This window comes from Gloeocapsa sp. PCC 7428 (assembly GCF_000317555.1).
GTDB lineage: Bacteria > Cyanobacteriota > Cyanobacteriia > Cyanobacteriales > Chroococcidiopsidaceae > Chroogloeocystis.
This window is the reverse complement of record NC_019745.1, coordinates 1,489,687-1,511,630: the sequence shown is the minus strand read 5'-3', so window position 1 is coordinate 1,511,630 and position 21,944 is coordinate 1,489,687. Positions and strand designations below refer to the sequence as shown.

The following is a 21,944-nucleotide window of genomic DNA, read 5'->3' as shown; positions in this document are numbered from 1 at the left end:
TCAATACAAAAGGAGAAAAATGGTGCGTTCGATACTTTCTGCTTGCACCTTTACTTCTATATTAACTAAATAAAAAATGAACGAGTGCGGATAACCCTACTTATCTTGTCGGACTAATAGTACATTTATTCTTTTCTGCTCAAACTGCGTTGCAACTGCTTGAGAGTTTGATAAATTTCTGGTAAACGCGTGTAGACAGCAGATGCTTTGAGAAAAGTTTTGTGTGGTATGGCAGGATTCCCAGAAACAATTGTTCCAGGTTGAACATCACTGTGAACACCAGCTTTAGCAGAAGCAACCGCCCCATCGCCAACTTTTACCTGATTGGCAATTCCTACTTGACCTGCAAGAATAACTTGATTGCCAATTTTCACACCACCAGCTAAACCAACGTGCGCAGCAAAGGCACAATTTGCACCTACTTGGCAACCATGACCAATTTGTACTAAATTGTCAATTTTTGTATTTTTACCAATGCGTGTTTCTCCCACTGCGGGGCGATCGATCGTGCTATTGCAGCCAATTTCTACACCATCTTCTAATACGGCGTAGCCCGATTGTTCCATCTTTACCCAACCTGTCGGTGAAGGAACAAAACCAAATCCTTCTGCACCAATAACTGCACCGCTATGAATGACACACCCAGCACCAATCTGGCTGCGCTCGTGAATTGTACAATTCGCATGAAGAATCGTGCGATCGCCGATTTGAACTTCTGGGTAAATAACAACGTTGGGATGAATGCAGACGCGATCGCCAATATTAACACCTGCTTGAATAACAACGTGCGCGCCAATATATATGTCTTCACCAAGTTTTACGGAAGGATGAATCACTGCACTCGGATGAATTTCAGGCGCAGGGTGAAACGGTTGATAGTAAAGTGCGATCGCTTGTGCAAAAAGTAAGCGTGGTTGGGAGGTTGTAATCCAAGCGATACCCCGTGATTGTGCTTGTGTTTGTAGAGCTTCATCTTGCGGCAAAATTAACGCACTAGCACCAGTTGTCGCAACGTACGAGGCAAATTTGGCACCTTCGATATAGCTCAAAGTTCCCGTTGTAGCTTCTTCAACTGGTGCTAATCTAGGAAGGTCAGGGTCGCAATCTTTATCGAAACTAAGGCTATTATTGGCAGCAGCTTCACCGAGTTTTTCAACAACTTCGCTAAATTTCATCTTTGACTTTTATAGTTTCAAAAACTAATGTAGAGGTCAGAGGTCGGAGGTCAGAGATCGGCGAATGAATCGTATCAAAACTTAAAACTCAAAAATAATTCCTAGACGACTCCCATTGCTTGACCCGCCAACCAAGCCGTTGTCCAAGCACTTTGAAAGTTAAATCCTCCGGTAACGCCATCAATATCAAGGATTTCGCCAGCAAAGTAAAGTCCCTGACACAGCCGACTTTCCATCGTTTTAAAGTTGACTTCTTTGAGACTGACGCCACCGCAGGTGACAAATTCTTCTTTGAAAACTCCCTTCCCTTGAATCAAGTATTGTCCTTGTGTCAGTTCTTGGACGAGTCGATTTAAGCTTTTATGCGATATTCCCGACCAACGGTCTTCGCTGCCAAGATTAATCCGCGATACTAAATACTGCCATAGACGACGCGGTAATTCAACAGGACAGTTACTCGCGATCGCCCGTTTTGCCCATTCGGTTTTAACAGCAAGCAATTTTTGGCGGATATCTTCAGGGTTACATTGTGGAAGCCAGTTGATTGTTAGAGTTGCATGATATTTCGCGTCATAAAGTACCCGCGCCCCCCATGCAGAAAGTTTGAGAACCGCAGGACCACTTAAGCCCCAGTGGGTTATCAGCAATGGACCTGTTTGTTCGAGTTTATGGCTACCAACGGTTAACTTTAACCGGACGCTATCGACACTGACTCCAGCTAATTCGCGCAGATCTTGATCGAGAATATTAAATGTAAACAGCGATGGTACAGGCGATTCAATGTGGTGTCCTAAAGACGCAGCGATTTGATGACCGACTTTGTTACTACCTGTTGCGAGTAATACGCGATCGCACGTTATCACTTCTTTTGATTTCAGTTGAATTGCAAATCTGGAAGTTGTGCCATCAAGTGCCTTGACAGCAACAACCGCTGCGCCTATACGAATTTTGATTCCTAAAGCGATTGCCTTTTCCCTTAAACAATCAACAATCGTCGCCGAGTCATCGGTGAGTGGAAACATTCTGCCATCAGGTTCAGTTTTGAGTTTTACTCCTTGTGCGGCGAACCAATTAACAGTATCGCGGCTTTGAAATCGCGTAAATGCCCCACGCAAGGCTTTACCACCTCTCGGATAATTTTGTACTAAGGCGGTTGGTTCAAAACACGCATGGGTAACATTACATCTCCCGCCGCCAGAAACGCGGACTTTAGCTAATGGTTGGTGACTTGCTTCTAAAATGATCACTTGCGTATGAGGATGCGCTTGTGCTGCCGCGATCGCACCAAAGAAACCTGCCGCGCCTCCTCCAATAACAACAATTAACGGTTGCAATTTACCTAAAATTTCCTATAAATCTACCTTCTACATATCAACCTAGCGTTATGCTGCTGCCTCTTGCCAGTCGCTATGTACAATTGCCCATAACTTGACATCTTCAAACATTCCCCACTTGCGAACTCGCTGGCGTAACACTCCTTCTTGTACAAATCCATTTTTCTGCAATACTCTGCCTGAACCTGGGTTTCTCACCATGTGATAGGCGTAGAGCCTATTGAGTGCTAAATCTTCAAATCCGAAGCGGAGTATGGGTTGTAATGCTTCGCTCATGTATCCTTTTCCCCACATCTCAACCGCTAACCAAAAACTTAATTCGGCTTGAGAATGTTCCGACTCAATATCGCGAATCTCGATCGCTCCACAAAATGCTGGTTCAAATTTGCGCTCAATGATAAATGAAACCGAAAGCCCCGCCTCAAATTCTGCAAGTCGTCTTAACACATACCGCTCAGCTTCGCCCTCAGGATAGGGATGAGGAATAGAGATCATTGTATCGGCGATCGCCCGAACACTGGCGCAGCGCTGTATTGAGGGTATATCTGCCTGGGTTAGTGAACGTAGATTCAATCTACTCGTCTCTAATGTCGATTGTTGCAACGATTTTCGAGATGCTCATGCTAGAATTCTTACATATTTCTTACTATTTCGTCGCTAAATTTGATGCAAGTCACTCGTTTGTCAAGTAAAGGGCAAGTGATCATTCCAAAAGCCTTACGTGCTGCTCATCATTGGGAAGTTGGTCAAGAACTAATTGCGATTGATGTCGGCGATGGTATTCTCCTGAAACCTAAAAAACCTTTTGCGGAAACAACTTTAGCGCAGGTTGCAGGCTGTTTAAGCTATCAGGGAAAACCGAAAAGTCTCGATGAGCTAGAAGATGTAATTCGCCAAGGAGTGATGCAACAATGTCACGATCGCAGTTGATACAAACATTGTTGTACGTCTCTTAATCCAAGATGATCAACAGCAATACGATAAAAGCCTTCAAATATTTCAGGAACAAGACATCTTTGTTCCAGATACAGTCCTACTCGAAACTGAATGGGTATTACGTTTTGCTTACAATTTCAAACCTAGTGAAATTTGCCAAGCATTTAGGAACCTTCTCGGTTTGCCTAATATTCATCTGACAAACGCAACTTTAATAGCGCAAGCTTTGCAGTGGTACGAGAATGGTTTGGATTTTGCTGATGCACTTCATTTGTCACAAAGTCAAAGCTGTTCTGTACTTTACACATTTGACGCTAAGTTTGCGAATCGAGCTAAAGGACTAACACAGTGTAAAGTTCAGCAGCCCTAATATTTAAGTGTAGATTCACGTACGTTTCAAAATATTAGACTTCTTGCATGAATTACAGATATGCCCAAGACTGAAGTCGGGGCTACATGACAAAGTGTACGCAGGCACACTATGAATTAAGTCCACCTCCGTGGACTTCGTTTTTAAGCTGCGAATTCATTCGCCAAGCTTCATCAAGATGTGATATAGCAATTCAAGGGATGCTCAGGACATCGAACACGCTAAGTTGACAGTTGACAAAGTCTTCCCACACTTTTTTCACTGTCAACTGTTCACTGTTTACTGATCTCTGACCTCAGACCTCTGATTCCTGACCCCTGCTATAATGCAAAAACATCAAAAGCCCCTGATTCATTTCAGAGGCTTTTAGTTAATTAACTACTAAAAGTAAAAGAACAGTCGCTAGATACTTGCTTTTGCTTTAGACCAAATGCCATTTTCATCTTGCTCGTATTGTTCGCAAACTGCATCCCAAGCATGATGTTCTGCTTTTTCTTCGTCACCTGTTTCTGATAACGCTTTGTTATAGTTGGCAATAAACGCGCGCTGTGCATCTTCTGAGAGGTGCGATCGCACTTCTGGCGATAAGTCTGCTGCACTTTCAATTTGTCCTGTGCGTCTGCGGGGTAAGGCTTTTTCATTAACGTGCGTTTCTTCACCACCTGCGCTTTCAAGCAGTAATTGAATTTCACCTGTTTTGTCGGCGGGGACTTCTACCGCTACCAAAAAGTCACCGGCTTCGATGCGAGTTTGATAGACAGCGGCTTTTTCTTCTGGCATTCCTAGTGTCACTAATGCAGATACTAAACCCGCACCCGCGCTCCCTGCGATCGCACCACCCGCAGCACCTAACAAAGCCGCGCCCAATGGTCCTGCGGCAACTAAAGTACCAATAAACGGTACAAATAGTACACCGACTCCTGTTAATAAAGCTAACGCCGAACCAAAGATCGAGCCAAAGATTGCTCCTTGTTTCAATCCACCGAGTATCACATCTTTTTTAGTAATAAAACCAGCAATTTTAGTTTCAGAGTGGAAGTTTTTTCCGATGACTGATATATCGTCGCGTGAAATTCCTCGGTCGAGTAAGCGACGAATGACACCATCAATTTGTTCGCGATCTTTGAAGATCGCAGAAACGCTGCGAAACTCAGCAGCATTAGCCTGCGTCATACTTGTATCAGTTGCAGTCATATTTTTCCCTTGTGTTTCCGACTAATCACGAAGGATATCAGTGACTGCATTCAACATCTTCGTCCATAAGATTGATTCTTCTGCTGTGCCTTGTGCTACATCTATGCAAAATTCTATATAAAAAAGGCTAATTTCCTCTTTTCTTTTAAAAAGAAATATCGCGCTTGTGCGAGTTAAAGCTAATAAAAATTATGTATTGGCTGAACACTTCTAATAAACAATATTATCTTTGAAATCGGCTCCAAATTCCAGTGATGACCGATAACAGAATTAATATCCAAAGGATTCCCCCAGGAAGAAATGTTAAAATTCCTAATCCTCGGAGAACCCAAACAAGAATTGTAATTCCTGCGAAGATGACAAATAGTTGTGCAGCGCGAATGTTACGATGGCGACGAGTTCGACTCACTTTTTTCTCTTAAATATACTTACTTTAAAATTTTAGTTTTGAGTTATGAGTTAATTTTATTCACTATATTATATCTTTACACACCGATCGTTAAAATGAGCCACCGTGCTATTTTTTGCTGGATGTTACTGACAGTTTTGTATACTTTATAACATTTTCTAGAGTGGCTAAATTTGGAAATCTGTGATTTATTAGAGTTGAAATTTCCAGATTTCTGATGTCTCAGTCAAATTGCTGTAATTTCTCTGAACCTTTACACTGTCTTTACTATTTCTTTATATTTCTGTAGGTAAATTGGGCAGTATGAGCAACTGCTGTAAACGAGAATCAACTAAGTATAAATACTTAGATTATTTGTTAGGTGTTGAGGAGTAGCTGAAGTCAGATGAATACACTTTCTGTATCCAATTTAGTCGAGTCTTCGTGTTCCTGGAGTCAAGTTCAGCAAACAGCACTTTTGCAAGGTGAAATTTTAGTAGAAACGCGATCGCATTCCGCATGGGGTGGCGCGGTAACGGCTTCGATGTACTTACCACTAAAGCGATCGCAAGTTTGGCAGCAAATTACTGATTATCCGCGCTGGGTGCAATACTTTCCTGATGTGATTAAAAGCGAAGTTTTACAGCGTGGTGAAACCAAGCGCTTATATCAAGTTGCGAAAAAAGCCTTCTTTCTATTTACCGCGCAAGTTGAGGTTTATCTCAACGTCATTGAAGTTCTACAGCAGCGAATTCAGTTTCGCTTAGAGCAAGGGACGTTTAACGATTTTACTGCGGAATTGCAATTACAAGATTGCGGTGTTGGTACAGTGTTGACGTATGCAGTACAAGCGACACCTAACCTTCCGATACCAACGATGTTCATTCAACAAGCAATGCATCTAGAGTTACCAGAAAATATGCGGCAAATGCGGCGAATGATCTGTGGTAGATAAGAGAGTTCAGGGATCAGAGGGGCAAGGCAATGCCTTGCCCGTCACGGTAAAAATTATATAAATAAGGCTACCCGTAGGTAAGTGTAAGGGATCTAGGGAAGATCAGAGTCAAAGATTAGAGCAAAGGTATGGAAGCTCAGAACCATTGATTCAACTAACTTTTAATTCTGACCTCTGACCCCTACCATACATTACATTGTGAGTAATTCAACGGGTAAACGCTTAAATGCCAGACGTTCGTTTTCGACATCGACATAGATAGTGTCACCGTCGTTGAATTCACCGCGCAAGATTGATTTAGCAATTTGAGTTTCTAACTCGCGCTGAATCGCCCGTTTTAGCGGTCTTGCACCAAATACAGGATCGTAGCCTACTTCAGCTAAAAAGTCAAGGGCTGCATTAGAGAGTTTCAGCGACATCTTACGCTCTGCCAGCCGCTTTTCGAGTCTTTGAACTTGCAGTTGTACAATGTGGCGTAGTTCTTGTTTTTGCAGCGCATGGAAGATAATAATTTCATCAATGCGGTTAAGAAATTCTGGACGGAAACTATTACGCATAGCATCCATCACCCGACTGCGCATCTCTTCATAACGCGAGTCATCGCCAGCAATATCTAAGATGTACTGCGAACCGATGTTACTCGTCATGATAATGATCGTGTTCTTGAAGTCTACCGTATGACCTTGCGCATCGGTAACACGTCCATCATCGAGAATTTGCAGCATGACGTTGAACACGTCAGGGTGGGCTTTTTCGATTTCATCGAAGAGAACCACCGCATAAGGACGACGGCGAATTGCTTCGGTTAACTGACCGCCTTCGTCGTAACCGACATATCCTGGAGGCGCACCGATTAAGCGCGAAACCGCGTGTTTCTCCATGTATTCCGACATATCGATTCGTACCATTGCTTCTTCGGTATCGAATAAATACGCCGCTAATGCTTTGGCAAGTTCAGTTTTACCAACGCCTGTGGGACCTAGGAAGATAAAACTTGCCGTTGGACGATTGGGATCGGCTAATCCTGCACGCGATCGCGCAATTGCATCCGCAACGGCTGTTACTGCTTCGTTTTGTCCAATCACGCGCCGGTGAAGTTCATCTTCTAAATGTAGCAGTTTCTCTTTTTCCGATTCCACCAACTTGCTAATCGGAATTCCTGTCCACTTCGAGATAATTTCCGCAATATCCGCTTCGGTGACTTCTTCGCGCAACAGCGATTGACCTGTCGTTTGAGTTTGTGCGAGTTTTGTTTCGGCTTCTTCTAGCTGACGATGTAAATCTGTTAGCTTACCATACTTCAACTCTGCTGCTTTGTTGAGGTCGTAGTCACGTTCGGCTTGCTGAATCTCGACGTTAACGCGGTCGATTTCTTCTTTTATTGCCTGAATTTGATTAATAACATCTTTTTCAGACTGCCATTGTGCGTTGAGGGCGCGTTGTTGTTCTTTGAGATCTGCAAGTTCTTTTTCGAGTCTTTCTAAGCGTTCTCTAGAAGCTGGATCGCTTTCTTTTTGGAGGGATAGTTTCTCCATTTCGAGTTGGAGAATCTTGCGATCAATCTCATCGAGTTCTTCGGGTTTAGAAGTAATTTCCATTTTCAACCGTGCGGCGGCTTCGTCTACCAAGTCAATCGCTTTATCTGGTAGGAAGCGATCGCTAATATAACGACTCGACAGTGTTGCAGCTGCAACTACCGCACTATCAGAAATTTTTACCCCGTGATGGACTTCATAGCGCTCTTTGAGTCCGCGTAAAATCGAAATTGTGTCTTCTACTGAAGGTTGATCGACATAAACTTGCTGGAAACGGCGTTCTAACGCTGCGTCTTTTTCAATGTATTTGCGGTATTCATCTAACGTTGTCGCACCGATACACCGCAACTCACCGCGTGCGAGCATTGGTTTAAGCAAGTTTCCTGCGTCCATTGCGCCTTGCGTTGCCCCCGCACCAACAACGGTGTGAATCTCATCGATGAAGAGAATAATTTTACCTTGCGACTCGGTAACTTCTTTGAGTACGGCTTTAAGACGTTCCTCAAATTCACCGCGAAACTTTGCACCCGCGATTAATGCGCCCATATCTAAGGCAATGAGTTTACGGTCTTTGAGCGATTGCGGGACATCACCTGCAACAATTCGTTGTGCAAGTCCTTCAGCGATCGCGGTTTTACCGACACCAGGTTCGCCAATTAAGACAGGGTTATTTTTAGTACGGCGGGAAAGAATTTGAATTGTGCGGCGGATTTCATCATCGCGCCCAATCACTGGGTCAAGTTTACCTTGACGCGCGGCTTCGGTGAGGTCGCGCCCGTATTTTTCTAGTGATTCGTATTTGCCTTCTGGATTTTGGTCAGTCACTCTCTGACTTCCTCGAACTTGTTTAATGATACCCCTGAGTTTTGCTTCGTCTAAACCAAATTCTTGAAATAGGCTTTTCCCGAAGCGATCGTCGTTTACGTAGGCTAATAATAAGTGTTCGATTGAAATATATTCATCGGCTAATTCTTTACGATAGTTTTCGGCGCGGTCAAGTAGTGTATCTAAGCTACGTCCTAAATATACGGAACTTCCACTACCGGAAACTTTCGGTTGACGTTGAATAAATTGTTCGGCGCGTTCTCGGACTTTCTGAACGTTAACTCCGGCTTTTGTTAAGATACTACTCGCTAAGCCGTCTTGTTCGAGCAGCGCTTTCATTAAGTGTTCGCTTTCGATCTGCTGCTGTTGTGCGGCTTTGACGATATCTGGCGTGTGGGCGATCGCTTCCCACGCTTTTTCGGTAAACTGATTTGGATTTGTTGGTTGCATATTCTGAATTCCCTCTGAGTGCTGGTGTGATTCAACCACAGAGACGCAGAGAGCACAGAGTGATTAATTGTAGAAGTTTGGCTAACTGCTATCCCTACAAGTCATTGTAGAAAGAAGCTAAGGAGTGCTTGGATCGGTGTTCACGCATTTCTGCGTGGGTATTTCCGTTCTAATAGGGTATCCTAGAATTTCTGGTTGCATTAATACTTCTATTGGACTATTAAAACTGCTTGTAACAGAACCCTAATTATTGCTCATGCATCTATATTTAATAATCTAATATAGAGATCTAGAGAATTATTCATTTATTTTGTGAATTACTTGTATTCGGACTTGCGAAAGTTCGATTCCTAAGCTTTTTAGCACTCTAACTGCTACGCTTTCTTTTTCTTGGATGAGAGCTAGTAAAAGATGCTCAGTACTAATGAACTTGCATCCAAGTTGCGAAGCTTCTTTAGAAGATAGCTCTAGAACACGAATGACTTTTGGTGTAAATTCAAAAATTTCATCGATTGTCGCTCCAGAACCAAAGCCAGTAATTTTTTCAACCTCTATCCGAGTTTCTGTAAGGTTTACACCTAGTTGGTTTAATACTTCGGTAGTATTGCCACTTCCTTGTCTAATGAGGGCTAGAAGTATGTGCCCAGTTCCGATAGAAGTCCGCCCTAAACAGCGTGCCTCCTCCTCAGCTAGCATAATTACCTTACACGCTTCTTCCGTAAAACGTTCATACATAGCTTATTCCCTGTCATTAGTTGAAGTTTTGCTAACTGCTATCTCTACAGGTCATTGTAGAAAGAAGCTGACTATCGCTTGGATCGGTGTTGCATTTCTGCGTGGGTATTTTCGTTCGATGAGGTATCCTAGAATCTCCGGTTGCAATCATCTAGTTTGTACGTGGTGCAAAATCAGCGTAGAAGAAAAGTTTCGACTACTTTTTCCTCACCCTACTCTGCGATAAAGGCAAAGCCCTACACCCCTCACTCCTCACTCTCCTTCCTCCTCTCATGGCTAAAAAAAAGCAGAAGTTTCCTTATTTAGTTGGCTCAAAGTGGACTGCACAGCAAAAAGTCGATGGCTGGCGTCATTTTGTGGTGGTTAATCGCAAAAATGAGGGTAAGTGGTTGTTCGCAGAAATGGTTGCAGCGTGTGACCCTAATGTGCGGTTTTGGCTGAATGCTAAATTACTTAAAGACCGTTCGCAGTGGCAAGCTGGCTGGCAATCCTTAAAAGATCTTGCTGAACTTAATGAACTTGCGACGGGCGAGTATTGAGTAATGACATACGTAATATTGCGGTTTTGAATTGTTAGTTTTGTGAGTTACAAAATATTACTAGGATATTGACATTTTTACGATATATCTTTCAGAGCAAAGCCTTAGATTGCTTTTGTTTGTAGCTTGCTGATATTGTATAAAGTAAAACTTAATTTTTCTTAAAAATAGGGTAAGAGTTTATCCTAACGGAGAGGGTGCTGTATTTATGGGACGATCGCAACGCAAACACCGTGTTTGCGCTCACGAAGGAGTACTAAATCGCATTACCAGTCGTATTCGCAAATCTTTAGAACTGCAAGAGATTTTGACGACGACGGTTGAGGAAGTACGCGCGTTTCTCAATACAGAACGAGTTAAAATCTATCGATTTCATCCTGATGGAAGTGGTGAAGTTATTGCAGAATCAATTCATGGTAAGCGGCTTCCTTCACTACTAGGGCTACATTTTCCTGCTGATGATATACCGCCACAAGCACGCGAGATGTTTGTAAAAACCCGTCAACGTGTCATTGTAGATGTGATAGGCCAAAGAAAAGCCCTGAACCAACTTGATAGTTCGGAAACGGGAGAAAGTTTGTTAGTAGAAGATATTCGCTATAGCCCGATCGATCCTTGTCATGCAGAATATCTTTCTAATATGGGCGTGTACTCGTCACTCACGTTGCCAATTTTATACCAAAATCAGCTTTGGGGATTGCTTGTTTCGCACCATAGCCAACGCCGACAAGTTTCTCAAAAAGAATTAGAAGTTGTACAATTGCTTGTCGATCAGCTATCAATCGCGATTTCGCAATCAAATCTGTTACAGCAAACACGCCAACAAGTGCAGCACGAAGCAACGCTTAATCAAATTAGTTGCTTGCTTCATTCTCCTGTCAGTGTGAGAGAAATTCGTCAAACTGTTTTAGAAGAGATTGTCAAAGCTTTACAAGGTGCTGGAGGTAGGCTGTACATCACCGCAGAACCTACGGGTGAGCCAGCGCAGTTGTATACCTATGGAGAGCAACCTTGCCGTGAACTCGAAGAAAGTGCTTATTGGCAGCAAATTATGGGTTTTCCGCAAGCGGCTGTCAACTCTCCTCAGTATCGATATAAAGAGTTGCGTTTACCGAACTTATCGACACAAGAAAATTTCGGAGGTTTATCTACTGAATGCATTATACCTTCGGCAATGCCTTTCTTACGAACGATTAGTGACTTGTATCAAGAACCCCAGTTTGATTTAGCTTCGGCTTTTGCTGCAACTGCGATTCGTTCGATTTTGATTATGCCACTGCAATATCGTCAAAATTGTGTCGGATGTTTTACGATTTTTCGCAATGAAATCGAAACCGAAACTTTGTGGGCAGGAAGAGTCAATCATGATGAACGCAACCTTCGTCCGCGTGAGTCGTTTGCAGCATGGCGCGAAATTAAAAAAGGACAAGCGCAAGAGTGGAGTCCTAATGAAGTTAAACTTGCACAAGCGCTAGGAAACCATTTATATATGGCGGTAATGCAGCGGCGCGTTGAAGATATGTTTCGCCATCAAGCGTCGCACGATCCTTTAACAGGGCTACCAAATCGAATACTTTTTGAAGATCGGTTGTCGCTAGCACTTGCTCAAGCGTACCGACGTGGTGAAATGTTAGCTGTGGCGTTTCTTGATTTAGACCGCTTCAAAACAATCAATGATACGCTGGGTCATGCGGTGGGAGATGAGCTACTACAAAGTGTGGCGCAAAGATTGCTGGGCTGTTTGCGCGAAGGCGATACGATCGCCCGCTGGGGAGGCGATGAATTTACCTTGCTCTTACCGCAAATTAGTTGTCCAGAAGAAGCCGCTAAACTCGCACAAAGAATTTTATCATCGTTTAAAACTCCGTTTCGGATTAGCGATCGCGAACTACACATCACAACGAGTATCGGTATTGCGCTAGCGCCTTACGACGGCGAAGATACAGAAACACTGCTCAAAAACGCGGATACGACGATGTATCGCGCTAAGCAGCAAGGGAAAGATAACTTTCAGTTGTACGCGCCGGAGATGAATAAGAAAGCGCTAGAGCAACTTGTTTTAGCAAATCATCTCTATAAAGCATTAAATCGCGATGAATTTTTATTGTATTATCAGCCACAACTCAATTTAAAAACAGGTCAAATCGTCGCCTTTGAAGCATTAATTCGTTGGCAACATCCTGAGTTAGGGCTAGTTTCTCCTAATCAGTTTATTCCCTTGGCAGAAGAAACAGGCTTAATCGGCGCAATTGGCGAGTGGGTGCTTCAAGCTGCTTGTACGCAAAACCGCGCTTGGCAACTTGCAGGGCTACCACCAATGCGGATTGCGGTGAATCTTTCTGCACGACAGTTTCAACAGAAAATATCAAAAACTATTGCTCGCGTTCTTGCTGAAACAGGACTCGATCCGAGTTATTTAGAAGTTGAAATCACAGAAAGCATTGCCATGCAAGATGTCAACTTCACAATTAGCGTCCTTCAAGAGTTACAGAATATGGGCGTTTCGATTGCGATGGATGACTTTGGAACTGGTTACTCGTCGCTGGCGACACTCCGGCGTTTTCCGCTACATACGCTCAAGGTGGCGCGCGAATTTGTTAACGATATCACAACGGATCAAAAAGACGCAGCGATTATTAAATCAATCGTCGCGCTCGGACATGGGTTAGAGTTAAATGTCATCGCGGAAGGTGTCGAAACCCGCGAACAGTTGAAGTTTTTACACGCAGTTAAATGCGACGGAATGCAAGGTTACTTGTTCAGTAAACCTTTAGCGGCGGATGCTGTTGTTCAATTTTGCCAGCAACACTACAATATCTTTGCGCAGAAGTTGGAGTTTACAGCAACTCAGTGTCGCGAACTGCAAAACTAAATTGAGGTTGATTTTTGGCTTTTGACTAAAAATTTATTATTTTTAACTTAAGGCTTGGGCGATCGCCTTTTACTGATATTCGCGCCTGGTTTTCTCAACAGAAGTACGCAGTTTCTTGGTTTGGATAGTCATAACAGACTATAGCATTTTGAACCTGTAGCGCCTCCTGGCAATGATTGCACGCTTCAGTGTTACCTTAAACTGTTCGTTTGCTGACACGTGCTTTTTTTTATGATGCGTCTGATGGCTTCTATATATGGTAAGAAATACTTATTTTGTATTTTGTAACTTTTTTTATAAAAATAAATACATAAAACTGCTTTAATAAAACTTTTAAAAGCTGAGCAAGGATTATGTAGCATCTTCAGCCCTAAGATGCCAAATAATTGTGATTAAGCTGACTTAAATCTATATTTACTCTTAAGACCTCTTTCTTTTGCGTGTAAGTTGGACAATAATGCGATCAAACAAGCTAGTTAAATTTTCTTCTCTAGCTCACAGAATTGACACAACGATAGGAGCCAACTCAACGTGAAACTTGCGGTCTACGGAAAAGGTGGCATCGGTAAATCCACAACAAGCTGTAATATATCGGTCGCGCTGGCTAAACGCGGCAAAAAGGTTTTGCAAATCGGCTGCGATCCCAAGCACGACAGTACTTTTACGCTTACAGGGTTTTTGATTCCCACAATTATCGATACACTTCAGGAAAAAGACTACCACTACGAGGATGTTTGGCCTGAAGATGTGATTTACAAAGGCTACGGTGGTGTAGACTGTGTGGAAGCGGGAGGACCTCCCGCAGGTGCAGGCTGTGGTGGTTATGTCGTTGGTGAAACCGTCAAGCTACTCAAGGAACTCAACGCGTTTGATGAGTACGATGTGATTTTATTCGACGTTTTAGGCGACGTGGTTTGCGGTGGATTTGCTGCACCACTCAACTATGCGGATTACTGCATGATTGTTACCGATAATGGCTTTGACGCTTTATTTGCAGCTAACCGGATTGCGGCTTCGGTTCGCGAAAAAGCCCGCACGCACCCCTTGCGTTTAGCTGGTTTGATTGGCAACCGCACAGCAAAGCGCGATTTGATTGATAAATACGTAGAATCAGTACCAATGCCGGTATTGGAAGTTCTACCTTTAATTGAAGATATTCGCGTTTCGCGCGTCAAGGGCAAAACTTTGTTTGAGATGGCAGAATTTGATTCGTCGTTAGAGTATGTCTGTGACTACTACTTAAATATTGCGGATCAGATCTTGGCACGTCCAGAGGGCGTTGTCCCGAATGATGCACCAGATCGCGAGTTGTTCTCGTTGCTTTCTGACTTCTACCTCAATCCCACGAAACCACCGGTGACGAGTCAAGAAGAGGAACTAGATTTAATGATGGTTTAAGAGGATGGCTGAGAAGTGTTAAAGATGCTGGTGATAGCCCCTTAAATCCCCCACAAGTGGGGGACTTCGGAACTAGGAACTACCTAGAATTTGGGAGCCACTGTGCGCTTGGGGGTTTTCGCTGTAGGAACTGACGTAGACAGAGGGTGGTGCGGTTGGTAATTTACATTATTTATTAGTGAAGTGGTATCGTAAGCAGCTAACTGTTACTTTCTAGTCGCTATCATCAAGCTAGTTCTCAGGATGAGGAAAAGAGATCATGGCTTTTTTTGAAGATTTGAAAATATCTTTAAGACAAAAGTGGTTACGTTTCTTTCAGGCAAATCGTGCTTGGCTTAACTTGTACATGGATGCGGCGTCTGTCGCAACTCCTGATGGTGGCAAACGACCAGCATCTTACCTCATCCTAGGTGTTGTTAATGCGCTAGAACCGCAGATAGCGCAGTTAATGCTGCCGTTTTCTAAGCTGAATCCAGATGTGGATAGCTTAATTGAGGTTTTAGAGTTAAATTTTGACCCTAATTTAGCGCTAGAAAATAACCCGATACCCGTTACCGAACAGCCCGCAGCTGAACCAAGTCAAGAAGCACCTTTGTCGGATGCAGATATCGCGAAGATGCTACCACCGCAAAATGCAGGTGTCACAGAGAGTGTCACAGTTGTTCAAACGCTGACACAGTTAAGCGATATGCCATATGAGGAGACGATCAGTCCTTATTATGAAGAATCTAGCCCAGAAGAAATGCCTGAAAGTAATCAGCGTAGTAATGGTGATGTAATTTCGCGTTTATTTCCTAACTTTTAATAATTTGACGACATTGTTAATAGTCAATGGCTAATAGCTGAGTGCTAATAGCACATTGTTTTCGCGCGCCGATATTAGAAAAATAAGAGGAGAGTTTATGAGCGTTGCTCAAACTGAAGCTTTAAATTTTGAGTGTGAAACTGGAAATTATCATACTTTTTGTCCAATTAGCTGTGTGGCGTGGTTGTACCAGAAGATCGAAGATAGTTTCTTTTTGGTGATTGGGACAAAAACCTGCGGCTACTTTTTGCAGAATGCCATGGGGGTGATGATTTTTGCCGAACCCCGTTATGCGATGGCGGAGTTAGAAGAAGGTGATATTTCGGCGCAGTTGAATGACTATGACGAATTAAAGCGGTTGTGTGAGCAAATTAAGCGCGATCGCAACCCTAGTGTGATTGTCTGGATTGGGACTTGCACCACCGAAATCATCAAAATGGACTTGGAAGGCTTAGCGCCAAAGCTGGAAGCCGAAATCGGAATTCCAATTGTGGTAGCGCGGGCGAATGGTTTAGATTATGCGTTTACCCAAGGGGAAGATACGGTACTCGCCGCAATGGCGGTACGCTGTCCAGATAAAGCACCAGAAGCGGAGAAAAGCGATCGCAACGCGATTCAAAAACTACTCAACTTTGGCAAGAAAAAAGAAGAAGTTGCGCAAGAAGAAGCTGAGTACGTCAATCATCCACCACTCGTTTTATTTGGTTCGCTTCCCGATCCGGTTGTTACGCAATTAACGTTGGAACTCAAAAAGCAGGGAATAAGAGTTTCTGGCTGGCTACCTGCAAAGCGCTATACTGAACTGCCTGTTTTAGAAGAAGGTTACTACGTTGCGGGTGTTAACCCCTTTTTGAGTCGAACAGCCACAACACTGATGCGGCGACGCAAGTGTAAACTGATTGGTGCGCCTTTTCCAATTGGTCCTGATGGTAGCCGTGCTTGGATTGAAAAGATTTGCTCAGTATTTGGTGTCACGCCGCAAGGATTAGAAGAACGCGAAGCTCAAATTTGGGCAAGCTTGGAAGACTATCTTCAATTAATTCGTGGCAAGTCGGTGTTCTTTATGGGCGACAATTTGCTGGAAATTTCGCTAGCGCGCTTCTTAATTCGCTGTGGAATGACAGTGCCAGAAATTGGTATTCCTTACATGGATAAGCGCTACCAAGCTGCGGAATTGGCTTTCTTAGAGAAGACTTGCCAAGAAATGGGCGTAGCGTTACCTAGAATTGTCGAAAAGCCAGATAACTACAATCAAATTCAACGCATTAAAGAACTTCATCCCGATTTAGTCATTACTGGGATGGCGCACGCTAATCCTTTAGAAGCACGAGGAATTAATACTAAGTGGTCAGTTGAGTTTACTTTTGCACAAATTCACGGCTTTACTAACGCGCGTGACATTCTAGAATTGGTAACTCGCCCGCTGCGCCGTAATAATAATTTGAAAGATTTGGGTTGGGAGAAGCTTGTGAAGGAAGAAGCGAAGGTTTGACTCGTTAGCGTATTAAGCCCCCTAAATCCCCCACTTGTGGGGGACTTTGAGAGGTTCTCCTAGAGTTGGGCTAGCAAGTCCACGCAGGTAGACTTTGTTTTTCTAGCTGCGACTTTAGTCGCCAAGCTAGCCAAGGAAGAAGCGAAGGTTTGAATTGTTAGCGCATTAAGCCCCCTAAATCCCCCACTTGTGGGGCAGGGCTGTTTCATTGTAGAGAGAGAAAGACCTGCTCAAACTGGTTGGCAAGCTGGCGTTTCGCTGAGGCAATGGAATGAAAGCCCAAGCGTCTTGCCAAGGTGATGAAAAAGGTCCGCACGATTGACCAGTTGGCAGCAGCGCGCTTATCGAGGTAGGGTGCATCATCTTCACCCAGCGAGACATCCTTGATCCAATGCAAGCGATTCTCAATCCCCCAGTGCCCCTGCACCAGTTGAGCAAAGCCGTGCGCACAGGTGATCAAACTACTGATGTAATACTGCCGCTCGCAAAAGGGCTGCTGCGCTCGGGTGCCCGAGCGTTCGACGACAATCAGCGACGCGAGTCCGCTCCAGTGCGATTGGAGCGCTTGCGACGGGCGATAGACCTGAACCCGACGATGCACGGTGCGACCATGACTGTGCTGTGTGTAGTCGTAGCAACTCCAGGGGTGACCCTGCTGCCAAGCTTGCTCAATCGCCTGGTACAGGTACGGTTGGTTCGCCTTGGCGCACACCAGATAGTCATCTCCCCGCTCGATGATTTGCGCTAAGGTTTTTTTTGACAGTGCAGTGCGTCCATCGTGACCACGACCCCATCAAGTGCCAGCGTTTTGAGCAACTGCTGCACCACGGTTTGTTCACTGGTGTTGTGATTGTCCATCGCCTGCATCTGATAGACAAAGCCGCACTCGTGGCTGAAGAGCGAAACCACACTGACAAACGCTTGAGTGTTTTGGTGGCAGTCGCTGACCGTACTTTTGATGCTTTTGCCGTCAATGGCAACAACCGCAGCCGGATCGAGCGGGACAAACTGCTTTGCCCACTGCGAAAACACCGCCGCAAACTCAGCAAAATCAAGCTGCATCATCACCCGCCGCAGGGTGGAATAGGAGGGAAATTCCACTTCATCACTCAATCCGAGTCGCGCTCGCAGGGCATCGCCATAGTGCTTGATGAACTCAGACAAAGGACGATAGCCCCAGTAGCCGAGCATCGTTCCCATCAGAATAATCAGCAGCACCAGCGAGAGCGGGTGACGTTTGCCTCGCGGGGCGCGGGGGTCAGCAACAGTGTTCAGCAATGCCAGCAGTTCCATGTCGAGCTTGCCATGTGGTCAACCTCACTCTAATTTTTCTCCATGCACTTTGAAACAGCCCTGCACTTGTGGGGGACTTTGAGAGGTTCTCCTAGAATTGGGCTAGCAAGTCCACGCAGGTAGACTTCGTTTTTCTAGCTAATTTGGTTGAAACCGCAGCTACACAAACAAAACCGATCTTCATCGATTTCTACTAAGATAGATTTTGCTACAAGTCCACGCAGGTGGACTTCGTTTTTTTAGCTGCGACTTTAGTCACCAAGCTTATTGAGTGATTTCTGCATTTGGTTGCAAAATCATTGCCCGAAAGTTTGTTCTAGTTTCGGGGTTCAAGTACCGCTGATGGATACTTTGCCACTCTTGCCATGATTGGTAGTTTGCACCTGTGAGTTGGTTTGCCAAGTTAGGTAGATGGCTTTTCATTTCTGAACGCAAAGAATCGGTCATAAATTCAGACAAAATAAAGCTATCTTGAATTTGACCTAATATGCTCTGAATGCGCTTAACTTCTTCGAGATAAGTATTGTAAGTGTCGCCGTAGAAGTCACTAAAGACTTCCATTTGGTAGCGAGTACGTTTTGCTTCTTTGCGTAAATCGTGCAGCAGCGGACCATCATCAGCAAGTTGCTGTTCTACCATTGCTGGCGAGAGGTCTTGTAAAATATGAATTTCGCCGTCTTTAACTTCAGTACCGACTAACCAGCCAGGGTGCAGGAGTAATTGACTGACTTGTGGTGAAAGTAAATCTGGTAATACTTCTTGTATTGGCATTTGAGCAATTCTATGGTAAGAGGGTTGCTTAAGCCATTTTGTTAAAGACTGCTTGAGGGATTGATAAGCATCGCCTTCTAAAGTTGTTTTAACTTGAGCAAATGCTTGAGTACGTTTTTTATCTAGCTGACTGAGGACTTTATCGAGCGACTTTTTTTCTTTTCCTGGTAAAGTCGGCTGATATTTTTTCTCTAAGGCTTCGTGCAATACATCTAGGTCGCGTAATTCACCTAGGATACGAGCAATATTGCCGATCTTTTTTTGTTGTGCGGGTTTTGGTAAATCAATTGCTGGCGCAAACCCTGTTATGGCACTGCGTAATCGACGCATCCCCACACGCATTTGGTGTAAGTCTTCAGGATGTTTGTCTTTGAGGACGTTGGCTTCGTGCTTGAGAAATTTCTCAAAATGCTTTTGAATTGCTAGCGATGCCCAGTCTCCCAGAGTATGAGCTTTATGGGTACTTAATATCATGGTAGTTACGCTCTTGAGTTAAACTACTCAAGCTCGATAGGGATGTGTGAGTGAACGAGGTAATGGCAATAGCCAAAGACATCCATTATAAATATTTTATCTGCTTAAGTGCTGGTGCGATACTGTACTAATACACAGCAATTTCAGAAGCTGACCAAGGCGGAATTGTTAAGTCAAGCGGACGCGACAGCCACAAGTTTTTTTCTGGAAACTTTACCTCGCCGGTGGCGATATGTTTGAGAAAAGGTTTACTTGTCCAGATTTGGCAACTACAGAGTTGTTTTGGCTCTTTTAATTCGTAGCCGCCTTCAACAGGTTGTAGTTGAAAAAATTCAATATGCCAATGGGCGGGTTCTACGCCTACATATTCAGGAGTAGCGCGACTGGAGACGACATTAGATTCTTGACTATACAATCGATTGACGACCGCAGGTAAATAATCGATATCGAGAATTTCTGGTGTGAGGTTTTGTTGGTGGGCAAAATCTAAAACTTTCTGCCAATCGTAAATTGGTTCGCTGTTGGCAAGACTATGCATTGATTGTTCGCCGAAGCAATGCCCTCCCCACAGCCAAACCATTCGCGATAAAATTGCTTCGACACGCGGGCGATCGCTTTGCAATACTTCTAAGTCTTCGGGTAAAATCATGCGTCCAGGAACGCACCACCAGTACTCCCAAGTCGTACTATTATCAATGGGTACAAGCCGTTTAACGATTCCAGGGATGCGATCGCGCTTTTGCTTCTCCCGAATTTTAACGAGTGATTCTTGCAAAGGATCTGCTACAGAGGCTTCTAACTGATTCGCTAAAGGATGTTCCGGCGCAGTCATCATCTCTTCTGAGATGAATAATTCTCCTGCAACCATAAGTTAAGTCTCCGATAAGTGCCTGAGGTACGTTTCTTATTTTAGAGATTAGAGCATCATTGTCACCTGCGGAAAGTTTTTTGAGTTAATTTAATGTAGAGCTTGCGAGAACATCTTTGCATTAGTTGCCTTTGTGTGGTTAGGCTTATGAAAAGACTGCGGTTTTTGTTACACCAATTAGCATTTTAGCCGCTTGCTGCCTTTACCACCAAAACGCTACTTTGTAAAGAGACTAATTTTACAATCAGTAAAGCTAAAATATAATTTTTAGTAAGATTGATAAAGAACAAATTAATTTTATAATTTATGACTAACCAACATAATAAAAACCAAATTATTCTGCGCTTTGAGGATGAATTTAGAGAGCATCGAGAAGATATTTCTGCGGTACGTTTAACCACTGATAAATATTTATGGTTAGGCTCAGATGAAACATCATCAATCGAGCGATTAACTTACAATTCTGCTCTACAATTATTTACAGAGCATAAGCAGTTTCGAGTCAAAGATTTTATAGATTTACCAGCAACCGAAGATCAAGAAATTGATATCGAAGGTATGGCTTATGTAAAGCCTTATTTATGGTTTGTAGGTTCGCACAGTTGGAAGCGTAAAAAGCCTAAACCTGATAAGACAAATGAAAAAAATGTTAGCAGATTAACCAAGTTAGAATCCGAACCGAATCGTTATCTACTCGGTAAAATTCCTTTAATTAATGGTGAATTATACAAAACGTTTACCCCAGAAGGTGCAGAAACGCTCACTGCTGCTAAATTAGAAATTACACCACGCGGCAATGTGTTAATGGATGCACTAGCCAACGATCCACATCTAGGTTCTTATATCGATGCAGCAATTCCAGGAAAAGAAAATGGATTTGATATTGAGGGTTTAGCTGTTTATGAAAATCGTATTTATTTAGGAATGCGCGGTCCTGTGTTGCGTGGTTGGGCTGTGATGCTGGAAATCGAATTAGAAAATAGTAGCCCAGAAACGATAACTCTAAAAGCGATTAGTACAGAAGGACAGCAATACAAAAAACATTTTATCTACTTGAAAGGTTTAGGCATTCGGGATTTGTGTCTCGATGGAGAGGATTTATTAATACTCGCAGGACCAACGATGGACTTGGATGGACCTGTAAAAGTATATCGTTTAGAAAAGGGCGTACATTTATCTGAAAATAGTTTGTCACAACCGCAAGCGGAATTAGATATTCCCTATGGAGATGGTGACGATCATGCGGAGGGTATCACTTTACTTGATGACGTTACTTCTGTCCATTCTTTGCTAGTTTTGTATGATGCGCCAGCGCGATCGCGTCTACAAGGCGAAGGCGATGTCGTTGCAGATGTATTTCATTTGGCGTAAGATTCAAGACTTAATTGCTTAGATTATCAAATTGTTCTGTATGATGAAATCAGCTACATATTCAGAATAAATTTCAAAAAAGTATCAAAATATTAGGATTTAATAAACAATATGATAAAGGCAAAGTATAGAGTTTTTAATTAGAGTAATTCCAGGTCTTTTAA

17 protein-coding genes and 2 pseudogenes are annotated in these 21,944 nt (G+C 43.5%); 9 read left to right on the top strand and 10 right to left on the bottom strand.

Annotated features, from left to right (window positions below; genetic code table 11):
- Positions 1-125: 125 nt before the first annotated feature.
- From lpxD to GLO7428_RS06700, 3 genes are all read right to left on the bottom strand, one after another.
- Positions 126-1,175, bottom strand: a complete 1,050-nt coding sequence (gene lpxD, locus GLO7428_RS06710; RefSeq protein WP_015187811.1) for a UDP-3-O-(3-hydroxymyristoyl)glucosamine N-acyltransferase — start codon at positions 1,173-1,175, stop codon at positions 126-128.
- A gap of 101 nt (positions 1,176-1,276) precedes the next feature.
- Positions 1,277-2,509, bottom strand: a complete 1,233-nt coding sequence (locus GLO7428_RS06705; RefSeq protein WP_015187810.1) for an NAD(P)/FAD-dependent oxidoreductase — start codon at positions 2,507-2,509, stop codon at positions 1,277-1,279.
- A 48-nt stretch (positions 2,510-2,557) separates the two neighbouring features.
- Positions 2,558-3,082 carry a GNAT family N-acetyltransferase gene (locus GLO7428_RS06700; protein ID WP_196797469.1) on the bottom strand — a complete coding sequence of 175 codons (525 nt, stop codon included), beginning with the start codon at positions 3,080-3,082 and terminating at the stop codon, positions 2,558-2,560.
- A 93-nt stretch (positions 3,083-3,175) separates the two neighbouring features.
- On the opposite strand from GLO7428_RS06700, the gene GLO7428_RS06695 reads away from it, so the two are divergent.
- Both GLO7428_RS06695 and GLO7428_RS06690 read left to right on the top strand, forming a co-directional pair.
- Positions 3,176-3,439: an AbrB/MazE/SpoVT family DNA-binding domain-containing protein gene (locus tag GLO7428_RS06695; protein WP_015187808.1), complete on the top strand. Its 264-nt coding sequence runs from the start codon at positions 3,176-3,178 to the stop codon at positions 3,437-3,439.
- Positions 3,429-3,815 carry a type II toxin-antitoxin system VapC family toxin gene (locus GLO7428_RS06690; RefSeq protein ID WP_015187807.1) on the top strand — a complete coding sequence of 129 codons (387 nt, stop codon included), beginning with the start codon at positions 3,429-3,431 and terminating at the stop codon, positions 3,813-3,815. Before GLO7428_RS06695 ends, GLO7428_RS06690 begins: the two co-directional genes overlap by 11 nt.
- 402 nt (positions 3,816-4,217) lie before the next feature.
- Here the strand turns inward: GLO7428_RS06690 and GLO7428_RS06685 are convergent, their stop codons facing one another.
- Entirely contained in the window at positions 4,218-5,009 is a 792-nt protein-coding gene (locus GLO7428_RS06685) for a ChaB family protein (protein WP_015187806.1), read from the bottom strand.
- A gap of 223 nt (positions 5,010-5,232) precedes the next feature.
- Positions 5,233-5,418 carry a hypothetical protein gene (locus GLO7428_RS26505; protein WP_015187805.1) on the bottom strand — a complete coding sequence of 62 codons (186 nt, stop codon included), beginning with the start codon at positions 5,416-5,418 and terminating at the stop codon, positions 5,233-5,235.
- Between the two features lie 385 nt (positions 5,419-5,803).
- Between GLO7428_RS26505 and GLO7428_RS06680 the strand changes: the two genes are divergently transcribed.
- A complete protein-coding gene (locus GLO7428_RS06680; protein ID WP_015187804.1) occupies positions 5,804-6,352 on the top strand; it encodes an SRPBCC family protein in 549 nt (182 codons plus the stop codon).
- A 191-nt stretch (positions 6,353-6,543) separates the two neighbouring features.
- Here GLO7428_RS06680 and clpB read toward each other — a convergent pair whose 3' ends face one another.
- On the bottom strand, positions 6,544-9,162 hold the full coding sequence (clpB, locus tag GLO7428_RS06675; protein WP_015187803.1) for an ATP-dependent chaperone ClpB: 2,619 nt from the start codon (positions 9,160-9,162) through the stop codon (positions 6,544-6,546).
- A 300-nt stretch (positions 9,163-9,462) separates the two neighbouring features.
- A pseudogene (locus GLO7428_RS06670) lies at positions 9,463-9,897 on the bottom strand (Clp protease N-terminal domain-containing protein); the annotation flags it as partial.
- 272 nt (positions 9,898-10,169) lie between these two features.
- Here GLO7428_RS06670 and GLO7428_RS06665 point away from each other — a divergent pair.
- The 5 genes from GLO7428_RS06665 to GLO7428_RS06645 all read left to right on the top strand — a co-directional run bounded on the left by GLO7428_RS06665 (position 10,170) and on the right by GLO7428_RS06645 (position 17,003).
- Positions 10,170-10,436, top strand: a complete 267-nt coding sequence (locus tag GLO7428_RS06665; protein WP_015187801.1) for a TIGR02450 family Trp-rich protein — start codon at positions 10,170-10,172, stop codon at positions 10,434-10,436.
- 208 nt (positions 10,437-10,644) lie between these two features.
- The gene (locus GLO7428_RS06660; RefSeq protein ID WP_015187800.1) at positions 10,645-13,308 is read left to right on the top strand and encodes an EAL domain-containing protein; all 2,664 of its coding nucleotides are present in this window, start codon (positions 10,645-10,647) and stop codon (positions 13,306-13,308) included.
- A gap of 531 nt (positions 13,309-13,839) precedes the next feature.
- Entirely contained in the window at positions 13,840-14,706 is an 867-nt protein-coding gene (bchL, locus tag GLO7428_RS06655; RefSeq protein ID WP_015187799.1) for a ferredoxin:protochlorophyllide reductase (ATP-dependent) iron-sulfur ATP-binding protein, read from the top strand.
- A gap of 259 nt (positions 14,707-14,965) precedes the next feature.
- Positions 14,966-15,511: a DUF5331 domain-containing protein gene (locus GLO7428_RS28340; protein WP_015187798.1), complete on the top strand. Its 546-nt coding sequence runs from the start codon at positions 14,966-14,968 to the stop codon at positions 15,509-15,511.
- 97 nt (positions 15,512-15,608) lie between these two features.
- Positions 15,609-17,003, top strand: a complete 1,395-nt coding sequence (locus tag GLO7428_RS06645) for a ferredoxin:protochlorophyllide reductase (ATP-dependent) subunit N (RefSeq protein WP_015187797.1) — start codon at positions 15,609-15,611, stop codon at positions 17,001-17,003.
- 205 nt (positions 17,004-17,208) lie between these two features.
- On the opposite strand, the pseudogene GLO7428_RS28855 reads toward GLO7428_RS06645, so the two are convergent.
- From GLO7428_RS28855 to GLO7428_RS06625, 3 genes and pseudogenes are all read right to left on the bottom strand, one after another.
- A pseudogene (locus GLO7428_RS28855) lies at positions 17,209-18,296 on the bottom strand (ISAs1 family transposase).
- A 264-nt stretch (positions 18,297-18,560) separates the two neighbouring features.
- Positions 18,561-19,541 (bottom strand): CHAD domain-containing protein, encoded by a 981-nt coding sequence (locus GLO7428_RS06630; protein WP_015187796.1) that lies wholly within the window; start codon positions 19,539-19,541, stop codon positions 18,561-18,563.
- Between the two features lie 127 nt (positions 19,542-19,668).
- A complete protein-coding gene (locus tag GLO7428_RS06625; protein ID WP_015187795.1) occupies positions 19,669-20,409 on the bottom strand; it encodes a hypothetical protein in 741 nt (246 codons plus the stop codon).
- Between the two features lie 306 nt (positions 20,410-20,715).
- Here GLO7428_RS06625 and GLO7428_RS06620 point away from each other — a divergent pair, with 306 nt between their 5' ends.
- Complete coding sequence (locus tag GLO7428_RS06620; protein ID WP_015187794.1) at positions 20,716-21,780, top strand: DUF3616 domain-containing protein; 1,065 nt, start codon at positions 20,716-20,718, stop codon at positions 21,778-21,780.
- Positions 21,781-21,944: the final 164 nt, after the last annotated feature.